General features: G+C 55.9%; 20 protein-coding genes. 3 read left to right on the top strand and 17 right to left on the bottom strand.

The features are described from left to right. Positions 1–2: 2 nt before the first annotated feature. The 11 genes from rpsC to rpsJ all read right to left on the bottom strand — a co-directional run bounded on the left by rpsC (position 3) and on the right by rpsJ (position 6,758). Complete coding sequence (gene rpsC, locus Q0903_RS03515) at positions 3–710, bottom strand: 30S ribosomal protein S3 (RefSeq protein ID WP_299025179.1); 708 nt, start codon at positions 708–710, stop codon at positions 3–5. Next, positions 710–1,090 (bottom strand): 50S ribosomal protein L22, encoded by a 381-nt coding sequence (gene rplV / locus Q0903_RS03520; protein ID WP_299025181.1) that lies wholly within the window; start codon positions 1,088–1,090, stop codon positions 710–712. The genes rpsC and rplV overlap by 1 nt, the downstream gene beginning before the upstream one ends. A 3-nt stretch (positions 1,091–1,093) precedes the next feature. Next, positions 1,094–1,372, bottom strand: a complete 279-nt coding sequence (gene rpsS, locus Q0903_RS03525; protein ID WP_187431139.1) for a 30S ribosomal protein S19 — start codon at positions 1,370–1,372, stop codon at positions 1,094–1,096. Positions 1,373–1,375: 3 nt separating this feature from the next. Next, positions 1,376–2,218, bottom strand: coding sequence for a 50S ribosomal protein L2 (rplB, locus tag Q0903_RS03530; protein ID WP_299025187.1), 843 nt, complete (start codon positions 2,216–2,218; stop codon positions 1,376–1,378). Positions 2,219–2,507: 289 nt separating this feature from the next. Beyond that, on the bottom strand, positions 2,508–3,149 hold the full coding sequence (locus tag Q0903_RS03535) for a DUF3047 domain-containing protein (protein WP_299412892.1): 642 nt from the start codon (positions 3,147–3,149) through the stop codon (positions 2,508–2,510). A 109-nt stretch (positions 3,150–3,258) separates the two neighbouring features. Beyond that, complete coding sequence (locus tag Q0903_RS03540) at positions 3,259–3,858, bottom strand: hypothetical protein (protein ID WP_299412894.1); 600 nt, start codon at positions 3,856–3,858, stop codon at positions 3,259–3,261. Between the two features lie 335 nt (positions 3,859–4,193). Further along, on the bottom strand, positions 4,194–4,400 hold the full coding sequence (locus tag Q0903_RS03545; protein WP_299025193.1) for a cold-shock protein: 207 nt from the start codon (positions 4,398–4,400) through the stop codon (positions 4,194–4,196). A gap of 242 nt (positions 4,401–4,642) precedes the next feature. Further along, complete coding sequence (locus Q0903_RS03550; RefSeq protein WP_299025195.1) at positions 4,643–4,939, bottom strand: 50S ribosomal protein L23; 297 nt, start codon at positions 4,937–4,939, stop codon at positions 4,643–4,645. Then, on the bottom strand, positions 4,936–5,553 hold the full coding sequence (rplD, locus tag Q0903_RS03555) for a 50S ribosomal protein L4 (protein ID WP_299025197.1): 618 nt from the start codon (positions 5,551–5,553) through the stop codon (positions 4,936–4,938). The genes Q0903_RS03550 and rplD overlap by 4 nt, the downstream gene beginning before the upstream one ends. Further along, a complete protein-coding gene (gene rplC / locus Q0903_RS03560) occupies positions 5,550–6,422 on the bottom strand; it encodes a 50S ribosomal protein L3 (protein WP_299412899.1) in 873 nt (290 codons plus the stop codon). Before rplC ends, rplD begins: the two co-directional genes overlap by 4 nt. Positions 6,423–6,440: 18 nt before the next feature. Next, complete coding sequence (gene rpsJ / locus Q0903_RS03565) at positions 6,441–6,758, bottom strand: 30S ribosomal protein S10 (RefSeq protein WP_005849850.1); 318 nt, start codon at positions 6,756–6,758, stop codon at positions 6,441–6,443. A gap of 431 nt (positions 6,759–7,189) precedes the next feature. Here rpsJ and Q0903_RS03570 point away from each other — a divergent pair, with 431 nt between their 5' ends. Next, on the top strand, positions 7,190–8,230 hold the full coding sequence (locus tag Q0903_RS03570; protein WP_299412903.1) for a fatty acid desaturase: 1,041 nt from the start codon (positions 7,190–7,192) through the stop codon (positions 8,228–8,230). Between the two features lie 849 nt (positions 8,231–9,079). Here Q0903_RS03570 and tuf read toward each other — a convergent pair. The 5 genes from tuf to rpsL form a co-directional block, all read right to left on the bottom strand. After that, complete coding sequence (tuf, locus tag Q0903_RS03575) at positions 9,080–10,255, bottom strand: elongation factor Tu (RefSeq protein ID WP_299025203.1); 1,176 nt, start codon at positions 10,253–10,255, stop codon at positions 9,080–9,082. 45 nt (positions 10,256–10,300) lie between these two features. Then, entirely contained in the window at positions 10,301–10,774 is a 474-nt protein-coding gene (locus tag Q0903_RS03580) for a hypothetical protein (protein ID WP_299025205.1), read from the bottom strand. A 35-nt stretch (positions 10,775–10,809) separates the two neighbouring features. Further along, the gene (gene fusA, locus Q0903_RS03585; RefSeq protein ID WP_299412906.1) at positions 10,810–12,930 is read right to left on the bottom strand and encodes an elongation factor G; all 2,121 of its coding nucleotides are present in this window, start codon (positions 12,928–12,930) and stop codon (positions 10,810–10,812) included. Positions 12,931–13,020: 90 nt separating this feature from the next. Beyond that, a complete protein-coding gene (gene rpsG, locus Q0903_RS03590; protein WP_299025209.1) occupies positions 13,021–13,491 on the bottom strand; it encodes a 30S ribosomal protein S7 in 471 nt (156 codons plus the stop codon). A 93-nt stretch (positions 13,492–13,584) separates the two neighbouring features. After that, positions 13,585–13,956 carry a 30S ribosomal protein S12 gene (rpsL, locus tag Q0903_RS03595; RefSeq protein ID WP_025063456.1) on the bottom strand — a complete coding sequence of 124 codons (372 nt, stop codon included), beginning with the start codon at positions 13,954–13,956 and terminating at the stop codon, positions 13,585–13,587. Positions 13,957–14,303: 347 nt separating this feature from the next. On the opposite strand from rpsL, the gene Q0903_RS03600 reads away from it, so the two are divergent. Next, on the top strand, positions 14,304–15,116 hold the full coding sequence (locus tag Q0903_RS03600; protein WP_299412908.1) for a putative rhamnosyl transferase: 813 nt from the start codon (positions 14,304–14,306) through the stop codon (positions 15,114–15,116). Beyond that, on the top strand, positions 15,113–15,928 hold the full coding sequence (locus tag Q0903_RS03605) for a putative rhamnosyl transferase (protein ID WP_299412910.1): 816 nt from the start codon (positions 15,113–15,115) through the stop codon (positions 15,926–15,928). Before Q0903_RS03600 ends, Q0903_RS03605 begins: the two co-directional genes overlap by 4 nt. Here the strand turns inward: Q0903_RS03605 and Q0903_RS03610 are convergent. After that, positions 15,917–16,783 carry a DMT family transporter gene (locus Q0903_RS03610; RefSeq protein ID WP_299412913.1) on the bottom strand — a complete coding sequence of 289 codons (867 nt, stop codon included), beginning with the start codon at positions 16,781–16,783 and terminating at the stop codon, positions 15,917–15,919. The genes Q0903_RS03605 and Q0903_RS03610 overlap by 12 nt on opposite strands. Positions 16,784–16,962 lie beyond the last annotated feature (179 nt).

Here is a 16,962-nt window from a genome sequence, read left to right on the forward strand (position 1 = left end):
CCTTAACGCCGACCGCCGGCACCGCGAGGTGCTGGGCCGTCTTGCATTTCTTGTGCCTTGCGGTCACGGGCAGCTGGATCATGTTCCATGATCTCGCCTTTGAAGATCCACGTCTTGATGCCGATGATGCCATAGGCAGTCGCAGCTTCAACATGTGCATAATCGATGTCCGCACGCAGTGTGTGCAGCGGCACGCGACCTTCACGGTACCATTCGGTACGCGCAATCTCGGCACCGCCGAGACGGCCTGCGAGGTTCACACGAATACCAAGGGCACCCATACGCATGGCGTTCTGTACCGCGCGCTTCATCGCACGACGGAAGGACACACGGCGCTCAAGCTGCTGTGCAATGCTCTCACCCACAAGGGCTGCGTCCAGTTCAGGCTTGCGCACTTCAACGATGTTGAGGTGCAGTTCGCTGTCTGTGAACTGGGCCAGCTTTTTGCGCAGACCTTCGATGTCTGCACCTTTCTTGCCGATGATGACACCGGGGCGTGCTGTGTGGATCGTGACGCGGCACTTTTTGTGCGGACGCTCGATGATCACACGGGAAATACCCGCCTGATGGCACTCTTTCTTGATGAAGGCACGGATTGCGAGGTCTTCCAGCAGAAGATCGCCGTAATCCTTCGTGTCGGCATACCAGCGGCTGTCCCATGTACGGTTAACCTGAAGGCGCATGCCGATTGGATTGACTTTATTACCCATTATGCTTGCTCCTCAACCTGACGCACGACGATGGTGATTTCCGCAAACGGCTTCATGATCTTGCCGAAACGGCCACGCGCACGTGGACGACCACGCTTGAGTGTCATGTTCTTGCCGACATAGGCTTCTGCCACGATCAGCTCGTCCACGTCGAGGTTGTGGTTGTTCTCGCCATTGGCAATCGCAGACTGAAGGCATTTCTTCACGTCGATCGCGATACGTTTTTTGGAGAAAGTCAGGTCCGTCAAAGCACGGTCGACCTTCTTGCCGCGGATCATTGCGGCAACGAGGTTAAGTTTCTGCGGAGACGTCTTCAGCATGCGCAGTTTTGCGCGGGCCTCGTTGTCTGCCACGCGGCGGGGATTTTTATCCTTGCTCATGGCTTATTTCCGCTTCGCTTTTTTATCAGCTGCGTGACCATAATAGGTCCGGGTTGGTGAATACTCACCAAACTTCTGACCAATCATCTCTTCGCTGATGTTTACTGGGATGTGCTTGTGACCGTTGTAGACGCCGAACGTCAGGCCAACAAACTGTGGGAGGATCGTGGAACGGCGCGACCAGATCTTGATCACTTCGTTACGACCGCTCTCGCGGGAGGCTTCGGCCTTTTTGAGGACATAAGAGTCAACAAAAGGACCTTTCCATACTGAACGAGACATATATTAACGCCCCTTTTTCTTGGCGTGGCGCGACCGGATAATCAGGCTGCTTGACGCTTTTTTCTTGTTACGTGTCTTGGCACCCTTGGTTGGTTTGCCCCATGGGGTAACCGGGTGACGACCACCGGATGTACGGCCTTCACCACCACCGTGCGGGTGGTCGATCGGGTTCATGACAACACCACGAACACTCGGGCGGATGCCCTTGTGACGCATGCGGCCTGCTTTACCGTAGTTCTGGTTCGAATTGTCGGGGTTGGACACGGCACCAACGGTGGCCATGCATTCCTGACGTACCAAGCGCAGTTCACCCGAAGACAGGCGGATCTGGGCGTAGCCACCATCACGACCAACGAACTGAGCATAAGTCCCGGCAGCACGGGCGATCTGGCCGCCTTTGCCTGGCTTCATCTCGATGTTGTGGATGATGGTACCGATTGGCATGCCGGAGAATGGCATCGCGTTGCCGGGCTTGATGTCTGCCTTGGCGGATGCCACGACCTGATCACCAACGGCGATACGCTGAGGAGCAAGGATATAGGCCTGCTCGCCGTCTTCATATTTCACGAGTGCGATAAACGCAGTCCGGTTCGGGTCATATTCAATGCGCATGATCGTCGCGGTGACGTCCAGTTTGTTACGCTTGAAATCGACGATACGGTAGAGGCGCTTTGCACCACCACCCTTGCGACGCATTGTAATCCGTCCGGTGTTGTTCCGTCCGCCGTGCTTGCTAAGTCCCTCAGTGAGGGCCTTGACAGGGCGACCTTTCCAAAGCTCCGAACGGTCAATCAGTACCAGCCCACGCTGGCCTGGCGTCGTCGGTTTGTACGACTTGAGTGCCATGTTCTCTGTCTTCCGTTTTGCTTGTATGCGGCCCCGTAGGTCCGCTGTGGTTAGAGGGCCCCGAAGGTCCCAGAGTTTGTGTGGTCCGGTGCGCATGAATGCACACCCTACCGTTTGTCCGTAGGGTGTGCATTCATGCGCACCTACAAAACAACAACGAAGCCCCAGACGAATCTGGGGCTGTGCCGATGGTGTCTGTTAGGGTGTAGAGGGTATGGGGTCAAGGGGTGGTAGCCTGTTCAGACCATGTCCCCTCTGCGGAAACGGGAAATAAGGAATACCGAACCAACTATCGCAGCGAAAGGCTTCCAATCGACGCACGGATCACGCTTTTGGTGTCGTCACTGTCGCCGGACACAGCCAAACCCACAAGCGCGCCTTTGGCACCCCCGAACGCACGGGCGTAATCGGCCGCCAAGTCCACCTTTTCGCCATGCGATCCCGTTCCAGCCTGCCTGAGCGCAATTGTCACGCCCTGCCCCCTTGGTCCGTAGGGCGACTTGATAACCTGCCCCCGCTTGGCGTTGCCGCCCCATGCATATTGAATGATCCGCACATCTTTATTGCCCAAGAGACTGCGTATATTTTTCCCCTGCAAGCTGGGCGCGACCGCTTCTGGGACAAAGACGAAGTACAAGGAAATATTGCGGTCATCGCCGCCCTTGCGTGCAAGATTTGTTGCCAGAACCGATTGATCGACGGACCAGCGCCATGACGCACCCGATGCGCCCCAATCGGCCTGTCCCACACGTGTCCATGCAATGGAAACCGAGCCATCCGAGACGAGGCTAAGATTCTTCCCAAAGCTATAGTCATTTGAGCTAAACAGCGACAGACGCTGCTCACTCCAACCGCTCGAAAAGCTGATTGGTCCTGCCGATACAGACATTGCGGCCAGTGTTAGTGCTGCTGCTGTTAGTGTTAAACGCATGTGCTGCTCCCTTTATGGACATGAGGGAACCTAGTTCAGGCAATTGAAGGTAGCCACAAAACATCTGTCACAATGTTGTCAGCGACAACATGTAAACGCACACCAGCCTTCAGGCGCCTGACGCACCCGCACCTGAAATCTCGCCCTTGGTCAAAGCGCGGATAAACAACACTGCTAGCTGCCCCCCGATTGTACAGATTCCAAACCAGATCGCGGCAGCAGGGAGCAGTACATCCCACGGAGCGGTTTTAAGGTACGTGCTGGAACCCAAAAAAAGGCCCGACGACCAGCCGAACATGGAGAAGATCGCAACTTGGGACGCGACCGCTAAATCGCGGCGTGGAAGGCTGGACATCGAGCGGCCGATGTTACGCCTCAGCAGCGGCAGAACCAGCGCGCGGATGATGGTGCCGTTGAGTGTCATCAGCACCATCAAAGATACTTTCATCCAGAGCTTCGGCGAGAAGGCGGATAGATCAAACCCGGTGCGCACATAAATCAGCACAAGGCCAGTTGCCCAGAGCCCCATGAATGCCCAGAAGATCCACGCATGCAGTTGCTCGATAGATTTGATATCACCTTCACAGATCGGCATGCGCAGACCGCGAAACGTAAGATAGTCATGGAAGAGAACCGTACCCATGCCAGCTGCGAAAAGGGTTAGGTGTGCCGCACGCAGCGCGTCCAGCAAAATCGGGTTCATTTCCATCGTAGTCTCTTTGGGGTTTGTCTGGCAGCAGCGGAATATTTCGCCATCTCTATTACACTGGACAATTCGTCGCACAAGGCAGCGCACCTAGTTCGCACTTTTTTGAGGCCATTAGGACACAACCATTGGAAACATATAGATCTTATCTGGGTACATGCTTTGGCGCGCACTGCCAAAGGGGGCGGCACATGTGCGGTTCTGGTCCTGCTTCCCAAAAAACCCAACGATGTGTGTGCGCCGACCGCTGTAGCACAACCCATGCGAAAGGGGCGCAGCCTCCGCAGCCGCGCCCCTTCCAAATCTCTGCACTCCGCCCCCCTAGGGAGCAGGCTGGCTTATGCCAGTGCGATGTTTGTCGCAGATTCGCGACCGTCACGGCCGGCTTCGATGTCGAAAGTAACTTTCTGATCATCGGACAGACCTGTCAGGCCTGCTTGCTCAACGGCGGAGATGTGCACGAACACGTCTTTGCTGCCGCCTTCGGGCGCGATAAAGCCGAAGCCTTTAGTGGAGTTGAACCATTTTACTGTGCCATTGGCCATCAGTGTATTCCTTTTATTGTCTGCCCGCAGGATGCGGCAGGTCGGCTAAGTCAGGTAAAGATCGTAAGACTGAGCCGTAAGGAGCAGTAGTAGCGATAGACAGTGTAACGTTGCCCGCCCCGAATGCGCCTTTGTAGACGTAATAGCAAGCATTATAATCTCAGATGCGGATTTAGGCGCCTTTCCCCGAAACGCAAAAGGCCCCCGCGTCTGCGGAGGCCCCTGCAATACTATGTCCGAGCTTACAGGCCGGTGGAGACGTCGATGGTGTTACCCTCTTCGAGCGTCACATATGCCTTCTTCACGTCTTTGCGTGTGCCCAGCTGACCGCGGAAGCGCTTGACCTTGCCTTTGGTGATGGACGTATTCACGGCCTTCACTTTGACACCAAAGAGAGCTTCGACAGCTTCTTTGATCATGGGCTTGTTCGCAGCGATGGCCACTTCGAAAACAACGGCGTTGGCTTCGGAAGCCATTGTTGCTTTTTCGGTGATCAGCGGCTTGCGGATGATGTCGTAATGTTCTGGTTTCGCGCTCATTTCAAACGGGCCTCCAGTGCTTCGATACCTGCTTTTGTGATGACAAGTGTATCACGCTTCAGGATATCATATACGTTAGCGCCCATTGTCGGCAGGATGTCCAAACCTTCAATGTTGCGCGCGGCTTGCAGGAAGTTTTCATTCACGGATGCACCGTCAATGATCAGCGCGCGCTTCCAACCAAGGGATTTCACCTGTTTGGCCAATGCGGCTGTTTTCCCGTCCGATGCTGCATCGTCGATGATGACCAACGCGCCGGCTTTTGCCTTTGCGGAGAGCGCCATGCGCAGACCCAGTTTGCGGAACTTTTTCGTCAGCTCGTGGCCGTGGCTACGGGGTGTTGGACCCTTGTAGATACCGCCCCCACGAAAGATCGGAGCCGAACGTGCGCCGTGGCGTGCGCCACCGGTGCCTTTTTGGCGGTAGATCTTCTTGGTGGAGTAGCTGACTTCGCGACGTGTCTTTACCTTGTGGGTACCGGCCTGCGCGTTGTTACGCTGCCAGCGGACAACACGGTGCAGAACGTCGGCGCGTGGCTCAAGGCCAAACAGGGCCTCGTCCAGGTCGATCGATCCGGCTTTGCCGCCGTCGAGTTTGATGACATCTAGTTTCATGCGTCACCTTCTTTCTTGTCTTCGTCAGCGGCGGGTGCATCTGCACCTTCGGCTGCGATTTCAGCTTCGGCTGCTTTCAGCGCTTCGGCTTCGGCGGCTGCTTGCTCTTCTGCCAGACGCTTGGCTTCGGCTTCTGCCTCGGCTGCGGCTGCGGCGGCTGCTTCTTCGGCTGCTTTCGCAGCTTCACGGGCGGCGGATGCCAGAGCGGCGGGGACGATTGCGTTCTCGGGGAACGGCTTTTTAACCGCATCCTTGACCGTAACCCAACCACCCTTGGAGCCAGGAACAGCGCCTTTGACCATGATCAGGCCGCGAGCAGTGTCTGTCTTGACGACTTCGAGGTTCTGGGTTGTCACGCGGGCTGCGCCCATGTGACCGGCCATTTTCTTGCCTTTGAAAACCTTGCCGGGATCCTGACACTGACCAGTGGAACCGTGCGAACGGTGTGAGATGGATACACCGTGTGTGGCACGCAGACCGCCAAAGTTGTGACGCTTCATCGCGCCCTGAAAGCCCTTACCGATGGAAGTGCCCGCAACGTCGACGTACTGACCCGCGAAGTAGTGATCGGCAATGATCTCTTCGCCAACCGGCAGCATCGCTTCCGCGTCGATGCGGAATTCTGCAACTTTACGCTTTGGTTCAACCTTTGCTGCTGCAAAGTGGCCGCGCATCGCTTGGGATGTGCGTTTTACTTTTGCCGTACCTGCACCGAGCTGAACAGCGACATAGCCGTCCTTTTCGATGGTACGCTGTGCAACAACCTGAAGGTTATCGAGCTGAAGAACGGTTACAGGGATCTGCTTGCCGTCTTCCATGAACAGACGGGTCATGCCCATCTTTTTTGCAATAACGCCTGAGCGCAACATACTATTACCCTCCTACGCTTATGACTGCAGCTTGATCTCGACATCCACACCAGCGGCGAGGTCGAGCTTCATCAGCGCGTCAACGGTCTGTGGGGTCGGATCAACGATATCCAGCAAACGCTTGTGCGTGCGGATTTCGAACTGGTCACGTGATTTCTTGTCTACGTGGGGACCACGCAGAACGGTGAATTTTTCGATCTTGTTCGGCAGCGGAATGGGGCCGCGAACGGAAGCGCCTGTGCGCTTGGCAGTGTTTACGATTTCCTGAGTGGACGCATCGAGAACACGGTAGTCGAACGCCTTCAGGCGAATACGAATGTTCTGGCTCTGAGCCATGTGCATATCCCTTACATTGGGATTGAGATCGGATTGGAGGGGGAACGCTCATCGCTCCGCCTCTTCGCGTCTTTAAATGTACACTCGCAGCGCGAACAAACGCACGGCGGTGTTGGGTTGGCCTATAGGGGGAATCACATAGAGGGGCAAGTGTGTTTTTACCCCGCACGAACACCCGTACGAAGCCGACCACAGTTGCACAGCTTCCTCTTGATCAGCAAACACCATCCCTAGGGTAGCATACCGATGCAAAGGCAGCGCATTTCCGCACCTCTCTGTTACAGAATAGCGCAATTACCTGCGGCCAATCCGCACGTAAACCGTATCTAAATAGCTCTATATCAAGTTTATGGGATGCCGCGGCGTAATAGACGTTGTTCGGCGGGCGCTTTGGTTTATCAAGTCGTCAACAGTTATAAGAAGCAGGCTCCATGACCAAACACTCAGGCTCTTTCCAGCAATCCAACGAAAACCGCCCCGCACGCGAATGGGTCAAGGTCCTCGCCAACTACCGAGAACCCCACACCGGGCGGAGCTTTTACGAGCTGGGAATTACATTGGGACCGTTTGTTGCGCTTTGGGCGCTGGCGTGGTGGTCCCTGTCGATCAGCGCCTGGCTGACACTGGCAATCTCGGTCTGCAACGCGGCGTTTTTGCTGCGGCTGTTTTGTATACAGCATGACTGTGGGCACGCCTCCTTCTTCAAACACCGCGGTCTCAGCGATTGGACAGGCCGCGTCATTGGCGTGCTGACGCTGACACCCTATGACGTCTGGCGGCGCAGTCACGCAATCCACCACAGCTCCGCAGGGCATCTGGGACGGCGCGGCATCGGCGACATCAACACACTGACAATTGCCGAGTACCGCGCGTTGAGCCGTGTGGGCCGTATCCAGTATCGTATGTACCGCCATCCAATCGTTCTGTTCGGTCTGGCACCCGGCTTCATCTTCTTTCTGCAAAACCGCCTGCCCTTGGGTCTGATGGAAAAAGCGCGCTATTGGGTAAGTGCGATGTGCACAAATGCAGCAATTATCGCGGCATTGGCCGTCATCTGGTTCTTTGGCGGTTTGATGCCGATCCTTCTGATCTTTGTGCCAACCACCCTCCTTGCCGCGACCGCGGGTGTCTGGCTGTTCTACGTACAGCACCAATTCGAACACACCGTTTGGGAGGAAGAGCAGGAATGGGATCTGCATGATGCGGCTCTTCAAGGCAGCTCGCACTATGTCCTCCCCTCCCCGCTGCAGTGGCTGAGCGCGAATATCGGGATTCACCACATTCACCACCTCTATAGCCGCATCCCGTTCTACCGCTTGCCCGAAGTGCTGCGCGACCATGAAGGGCTGGCAGATGTGAACCGCATGACCATCCGTGAAAGCATAGCCAACGCGCGATTGCATCTGTGGGACGAGGACGGCAAGCGCCTGCTATCTTTCGCGGAAGCGCGGCGGGTGAACGTCCCCGCCTGAAAAGACAAGCGAAAGATACCGCTTGGGGCGAACCTTTCGGCCAACGACACCGTGCGGTTCTAGGCTTGCTGTATTCGGTGTTAATGGCTCTTCTTGAGACAAAGAAGGGATCAGTACCCATCGGTCAGCACATCGCGACCAGCAGTCAGCCTGTGCTGATATACCCTGCCTAAACAGTGCCGTCATTTAGGGTGATCTGATCCGGCACAGGTAAAACAGTGCTTCACACACCGGCTGCAAACCTGAGCCACCAATGATCCAGCTCCAGCCAGAGTAGTCTTTGAGCCGGACTCACTGCGCTTTTTGGCTATAGTTAAAGCCGTTATCTGTATCCCAGCGCAGCAGTCAGGCTGTGCACATCACACCGCTCACCCACCCCGCCGCAACGGAGGGTCGGGTATAACGACTAGACTCGCCACGCCCTCGGCCAAGTGCGGCTCCGTCAATCCGAGTTAGGTAAGTAACGTCTGTAGTACGAAACCTGATCGCATCCGAAACATGCCGTGCTCCCAGAACCATAGGATGACTACACCAGCCTATCGGCTAAGGTGAGTAGATAGGCCCTTTTTCAAAGATCGCGCACAGACATTGCATATTTTCGCGATCTTCAACGCCCAGTCCAGACGAACGCGCAACTACAATTTATGAAGGTGCCTGAGAATAAGAGCGGCCCATTCCAGGGAGTTTCTGATCGGGTCGTCACTGGTACGCTACGCCCCCACCCCCGATGGTAATGGCATTTACGGGTGAACCAGTCGATGAGATCGGCTGCCTCCAAACGAAACAAAGGCCCCTCCTTTCGGAGAGGCCTTTGCTTTGCTGTCGCACAGAGACCTGCGCGAAGCGAAGTTACTCGGTGATTTTCGACACAACGCCCGCGCCGACGGTGCGGCCACCTTCGCGGATCGCGAAGCGCAGGCCCTGCTCCATCGCGATCGGTGCGATCAGCTCAACGTCGAACTTCAGGTTGTCACCCGGCATAACCATTTCCGTGCCCTCGGGCAGCTGAACAGTACCGGTGACGTCCGTGGTGCGGAAGTAGAACTGTGGACGGTAGTTCGCGAAGAATGGCGTGTGACGGCCACCCTCTTCCTTGGTCAGGATATACGCCTCGGCCTCGAACTTGGTGTGCGGGTTCACGGACTTGGGCGCGCAAAGCACCTGGCCACGCTCAACACCCTCACGGTCGATACCGCGCAGCAATGCGCCGATGTTATCGCCTGCCTCACCACGGTCCAGCAGCTTGCGGAACATTTCAACGCCTGTGCAGGTCGTTGTTTTCGTGTCGCGGATACCCACGATCTCGATGCTGTCGCCCACGTTGATCACGCCACGCTCAACACGGCCAGTCACAACTGTACCACGACCGGAAATCGAGAATACGTCCTCGACCGGCATCAGGAACGGCTGGTCCACGGCGCGCGCTGGCGTCGGGATGTATTCGTCCACAGCGGCCATCAGTTTCTTGATGGATTCTTCGCCGATCGCCTCATCGCGACCTTCCATGGCTGCCAGAGCGGAGCCGGGGATCACAGGAATGTCGTCGCCAGGATACTCATACGAGGACAACAGCTCACGGATTTCCATTTCAACCAGTTCGAGCAGCTCGTCATCGTCGACCTGATCAACTTTGTTCATGTAAACAACCATATACGGGATGCCAACCTGACGGCCGAGCAGGATGTGCTCACGCGTCTGGGGCATTGGGCCGTCTGCTGCGTTCACAACCAGGATCGCGCCGTCCATCTGCGCTGCACCGGTGATCATGTTCTTGACGTAGTCCGCGTGGCCCGGGCAATCAACGTGCGCGTAGTGGCGCGCTTCGGTTTCATACTCAACGTGCGCTGTCGAGATCGTGATACCGCGTGCTTTTTCTTCGGGCGCGCCGTCAATCTGGTCATACGCTTTGAAATCGCCAAAATACTTGGTGATCGCAGCTGTCAGCGTCGTCTTACCGTGGTCAACGTGGCCAATCGTGCCAATGTTGACGTGCGGTTTGTTACGTTCAAACTTTTCCTTTGCCATGGTAATGGCTCCTTCTTTGAGTTTTCGCCGGAATGGTTCCGACGGTTAATTTCCGTACACTGCGATGCGCGCCCGACGGGCAAGATCGTCTGTAATGATCGTCAACTCTTCCGCCGGCGATTTGATCGAAGCAGCGCCCAAGACCGTTGGACGAGTTTCTGTTATTCCGAACACGGTAAACGGCTCTCTTATCGCCTCCCCCGTGGACACATCGACCAGAGTGATCTTTGTGTTGATGGAACTCCGGTTTCCTCCAAGAAGGACGCCGGCAACAGCATTTGCAATATAGAATTGCACCACCTCGACTTCTGCCCTGACCGCACGTGAACCGCTTTGGTTCCCTGACTGCAAAGCAGCCGCGACTTTGGCGCGGGCTGCTTCAACAATCTGTTCCTTCGGCAACGCTGTTTCTGCACGCGTTACTGACGTGGTCGCGGTCACTTCTGTAATCCGGATACCCGACGCAAGAGATGCGTCGAGCAGTTGCCCCGGCTCACCACAGGCAGCCAGTGTAAACACGGCCCCTGTGGCAAGAAAATTACGGCGACTTAGCATTAGGCAAACTTTGCCTGAATCTCGTCAGAGATGTTCTGCGGCACGCCCTCGTAGTGGTCGAACTGCATGGAGAAGTTTGCACGACCCGAAGACATGGAACGCAACGTGTTGATGTATCCGAACATGTTGGCAAGCGGTACGAATGCGTCAATGGCAATCGCGTTACCGCGGGTGTCCTGACCCTGTACCTGACCACGACGCGATGTCAGATCGCCGATGATACCACCTGTATATTCTTCAGGTGTAATCACTTCGACTTTCATAATCGGCTCGAGCATTTTGGCACCCGCTTTGCGCATGCCTTCACGCATGCCCATACGAGCAGCGATCTCGAACGCGAGAACGGAGGAGTCAACATCGTGGAACTTACCGTCGATCAAAGCAACTTTGAAGTCGATGACGGGGAAGCCCGCCAACGGACCGGAGTCCATGACCGAGTTGATACCCTTTTCAACGCCAGGGATGTATTCTTTCGGAACAGCACCACCAACGATGCGGCTCTCGAAGGAGTAACCTTCGCCTGGCTCGGTTGGCATCAGGATCATCTTCACTTCGGCAAACTGACCGGAACCACCGGACTGTTTCTTGTGAGTGTAGGTGATCTCTGCTTCGCGCGAGATGGTCTCGCGGTAAGCAACCTGAGGCGCGCCGATGTTTGCTTCGACTTTGAATTCACGCTTGAGACGGTCCACAAGGATATCGAGGTGAAGTTCGCCCATACCCTTCATGATCGTCTGACCGGATTCAATATCGGTCTCAACGGTGAAGGATGGATCCTCGGCAGCCAGACGGGCCAGACCGGTGGACATCTTTTCTTGGTCGGCCTTGGTCTTAGGCTCTACCGCGATCTCGATTACCGGTGTCGGGAAGGTCATCGTTTCCAGAACCACAGGATCGTTGACGGCGCAAAGCGTGTCACCTGTTGTGGTGTCTTTCAGACCTGCAAGCGCAATGATGTCACCCGCAAATGCTTCGGTGATTTCTTCACGGTCGATGGCGTGCATCATCATCATACGGCCAACGCGCTCTTTCTTGCCCTTGGTCGAGTTCAAGAGCGTGTCGCCCTTGTTGAGCGTACCGGAGTAGATGCGTGTGAACGTAAGCGAGCCCACGAAGGGGTCGTTCATGATTTTGAAAGCAAGGCCGGAGAACGCCATGGCATCATCCGCACGGCGCGGAATGTCACGTACTTCGTCTTCGTCACCGGGTTTGAAGCCCATGTAATCCACAACGTCCATCGGGGACGGAAGATAGTCGATCACAGCGTTGAGCAGAGGCTGAACGCCTTTGTTCTTGAACGCCGAGCCGCAAAGCACGGGGATGAATTTGATCGCAAGTGTACCCTTACGGATCAGCTTGCGAAGTGTATCGACGTCAGGCTCGGCGCCGTCCATCAAATAGTTTTCCATTGCGTCATCGTCCATCTCGACCGCATTTTCGATCAGATGTGCGCGCCACTTGTCAGCTGTCTCTTTCAGGCTGTCGCGAATTGGCTTTTTGACCCAGGTCGCGCCCAGATCTTCACCTTCCCAAACCCATTCTTCCATGGTGACAAGGTCAACCATGCCTTCCAGCTCGGTCTCGGAACCGATTGGAATTTGAATAGGAGCAGGCACAGCGCCTGTACGGCTGGCGATCATGTCGACGCAGTTGTAGAAGTCGGCGCCGATCTTATCCATTTTGTTAACGAACACGATGCGCGGGACTTTGTAACGGTCGGCCTGACGCCATACTGTTTCTGTCTGCGGCTCAACACCGGCGTTGGCGTCGAGAACGGTTACCGCACCATCGAGAACGGCCAATGAACGCTCGACTTCGATTGTGAAGTCAACGTGGCCTGGAGTGTCGATGATGTTCATACGGTGCTTGGCAGAGTCGGCCTCAAGGCCGTTTTCTGTGCGCTCCCAGAATGTTGTCGTCGCAGCGGAAGTAATTGTAATACCCCGTTCCTGCTCCTGCTCCATCCAGTCCATGGTCGCAGCGCCATCATGCACTTCGCCAATGTTATGCTCTTTGCCAGTGTAGTACAGAATGCGTTCGGAACATGTGGTTTTACCCGCATCGATGTGCGCGATGATACCAAAGTTGCGGTACAGTTCGAGGGGATAGTCGCGTGCCATTTGAAAGCTTCCTCAGGAGTGTGCTTTGAAAAAGGGAAAACCCTTTTGGAAAGTTGGGGCCACGCGTATCGCGGCCCCGATCTTAAAATCTTACCAGCGGTAGTGGCTGAATGCTTTGTTCGCATCGGCCATCTTGTGCGTATCTTCACGCTTTTTCACGGCTGTACCACGGGACTGGACAGCGTCCATCAACTCGCCTGCGAGGCGCTCTTCCATGGTGTTTTCGTTGCGGGCGCGGGCCGCTTTGATCAACCAACGAATGGCCAATGCAACGCGGCGCTCAGGGCGCACTTCGACGGGCACCTGATAGGTGGCACCACCAACGCGGCGTGAGCGCACTTCGACGCTTGGCTGGATGTTCTCAAGCGCTTCGTGGAACACTTCCACAGGCGCGCGCTTGATTTTGGCTTCAACGCGGTCGAATGCGTTGTAAACAATCCGCTCGGCAACAGCTTTTTTGCCATCGATCATCAGGTTGTTCATGAATTTCGTCAGAACCAGATCACCGTATTTGGCGTCTGGCAGTACTTCGCGTTTTTCAGCGGCGTGGCGGCGTGACATGGATGTGTCTTCCTCTTGGCGGGTGGTGCGCAATAAATGCGCACCCTACGGATGGAAATGTAGGGTGCGCATTCACTGCGCACCGGGGAACAATTACTTCGGACGCTTGGCACCATATTTGGAGCGGCGCTGCTTACGATCTTTGACGCCTTGCGTATCGAGAACACCACGCAGGATGTGGTAGCGCACACCGGGAAGGTCTTTTACACGACCGCCGCGGATCAGAACCACGGAGTGCTCCTGAAGGTTGTGGCTTTCACCCGGAATGTAGGAGATGACTTCGAAACCGTTCGTCAGGCGAACCTTGGCCACTTTGCGCATCGCAGAGTTAGGCTTTTTCGGAGTGGTTGTATAAACGCGTGTGCAGACGCCGCGCTTTTGCGGGCATTCCTGCAGGTGCATGGATTTGGAGTATTTGCGTTTTGGCTGGCGCGGTTTGCGGATCAGCTGCTGAATCGTTGGCATTCCGGTTTTATCCCCGTGTTGCTGTCTGAGGTGCAGGCACGCATGGCCCCTGCGGTGAATCGTATGCTGCGTTCGTCAGGCAGCGTGTCTGGGGCAGATGGTCCAAAGCAATATGGCCGCTACGCTTCCGTACCGAGGTAAGCGAGGCGGCTATGCTAACAGAGGATCGGGCCTATAAAGACGGCCTGGATCTTGACCACATGCGGTATGATATAAGCAACAAGGGCGACCCCCCGATGCGAGATACGCTGCCTATACGCAGAGTCGCCAAGGGTGTCAACAGCGCCGCCCCCTTGCCAAATCATCACGCCCTCCCGCATAGTTGCGAAAAACATGCGAGGATCGCAGTGACACTTCAGGTGATTGGCCTTTGCCGGTTCTCATACCCTGCCATCGGCGGGTTTCAGGTGGACCATGACACAATCGAGGAACGCATTGCATATCTATATGACGACACGCGACTGGACGAACGTTTCAGGTTGTTTGAAGCTGTCGCCTTGCCCTCTCTGCGCGCACAGACTGACCCTGATTTTGAACTGATCATCGTTGTGGGCGACCAGCTGCCTCCGCATCATCTGACCCGGTTGCATGCGCTGATTGCCGATATCCCGCAGGCACGCATTCACGCAGAGCCCCCCCGCCCACAGCGCGAAGTAATGAAGCAGATCCTGAATGCAGCGCGGCGGGACTTCAGCAAGCCCTGCCTGCAGTTCCGGTTTGATGATGACGATGCGGTGGCTCTCGATTTTGTGGAACGGTTGCGCAAGGCGGCTGATGATTGCGCGGGGCTGACCGCCCAGCACAAGGCCGTCGCGTTCGACTGGAACAAGGGCTATATCGCGGAATACGGCCGCAACGGTATTGCCGCGATTGATATTTTTCGCCCCTTTGATGTGGCAGCCCTTGGTATGTGGGTGCGCGGGGATTGTTATCTGACCATCATGAATTTCGCCCACAACAAGATCAATCGCTTCATGCCCGCTGTCAGCTTTGACGAGCCCAAGATGTTCGTGCGCGGGCATAATGCGTCAAACGACAGCCGTCAAAAACCGGTGAAGCCCGTTAAGGTCATACCGCTCGATTTTGAGCGTGCCGAGGAGTTTCGCACGCGGTTCGGCATCGACATCGACCATGTAGTACAGGTGTTCAAGGACGTATGACATTGCGCACAGTCGGCATTTGTCGCTTTTCCTATCTGGGGGATGGTGGGTTTAAGTCAAACACAGGTGACCGCGCCGCCGTTGCGGCTAAACTGTATGATCCCGCGCGGCTGGAGGAGCGGTTTCGCTTGTTCGAGGCGATCACCCTGCCCTGCATTGCGGCCCAGACCGATCCTGATTTCACCTTCTTGATTGTGACGGGAAAGCATTTCCCCGACAGCCATCTCGCGCGGCTCAAGGCCCTGACTGCGCCCATTCCGCAATGCCAGATCGTGCAATACCCGCCGCGACCGCACCGCATGATTATGAAGCGTGCGATCAATCATTGGCGGGGGTCGCTGGATGCGCCCTGCCTTCAGTTCAGGTTGGACGACGATGATGCAATGGCGTTGACTTTTGTCGAGCAATTCAAACAGACAGCGCATGATCTTGCAGCAATTACCGCGCGGCATTCATCTGTCGCAGTAGACTTCAACCAAGGCTATGTGTTCACGGCGGGGGCCGACGGCGTAAAGCTGTGGCCCTATAGCTATCCTTATTCCGCCATCGCGCTAGGGATGATCGTGCAGGCAGGCAGCAATGATACGATCATGAGCCACGGGCACCAAAACCTATGGAAAACAGTGCCAACAATGACCTTCCCTGCCAAAGATATGATGATGCGCGGCCACAACGACTTTAATGACAGTCGCCTGACAGGCAAGAAAAACGTCTTTGACTACCAGCCGATGGATGCAGAGCAGGCTGCACATATCAAGCGGACCTTCGGGATTGATGACGAACACGTACAGGCAGTCTTCTCACGCGCGTGACAGTTTCCGCTCGCGGTAAAAGGTGAATAGGCCCGTGGCGATGACGATGGCAGCCCCCAGCAGGGTCAGCGCCTTCGGGATTTCGTCGAATACAAGAAATCCGATAATCATGGCACCGATCAGGCCCGTATAGCGGAAGGGTGCATTGAACGACACATCACCCGTCCGCATCGCCTGAATACTACAGAAATATCCTATCAGGATGAAACTTGCCGACCCCGTAATGCAGGCTGCTGCAGATGTGGTGATCGGGGCCCAGTCTTCTGTAAGTGATGCCAGCCCTGCAGCTACCATGACTGAAACCGTTGTGCCCAGCGTAACCGCCATACCCGGCACCTCGCGCGACAATTGCCGCGTGATCAGATCGCGCACCGTCACACATAACACGGCTCCCAGCGCATAGAGCGACCAGATGTTAAACCCCTCTGCCCCCGGCCGGATAATCAGCAAGACGCCGAACAGCCCCACCAGAATAGCCAACATTCTGCGCCAGCCAACGGCCTCGCGGTAGAAGACTGCAGAGCCGAGCGTGACCGTCAGCGGCACCACCTGCATGATCGCGTTCAGATTGCCCAATGGCATGTTGAACAGCGCATTGAGAAAGAAATAGGAGGTGATGATCTCGGCCAGACCGCGTAGCGCTATCAATCCTTTGTCGCGGCGGCTGATGGTGCTGCGCAACGCCCCCAGACTACGGGCAAGGACATACACCAGCACAGTCGCCAACAGCCCGCGGACAAAGATCAGTTGGAACAGGGGTACCGCGCCGTCTGTTAGCTTGAGGAACGTGTCGTTCATCACAAAGGCCCCCATAGAAGCCATCATGAGAAGCGCGCCAGTGGTATTCGGAGACATTGAGTTTTCCCAGTTTGATACCGCCACCCTGTCCTATGATGCAGGCACGGGCAATGCGGCTGGCCCCTGCGCGCACCACATTTTTTCAAGCAATTGCAGGTAAAATAGACGGGTCAAATGCAAAACGCCCCCGCGACCAACAGGCTGCGGGGGCGTTTTATGACTTTCAGATCAGACGC

Source organism: uncultured Sulfitobacter sp. (assembly GCF_947502895.1).
Lineage (GTDB): Bacteria > Pseudomonadota > Alphaproteobacteria > Rhodobacterales > Rhodobacteraceae > Sulfitobacter.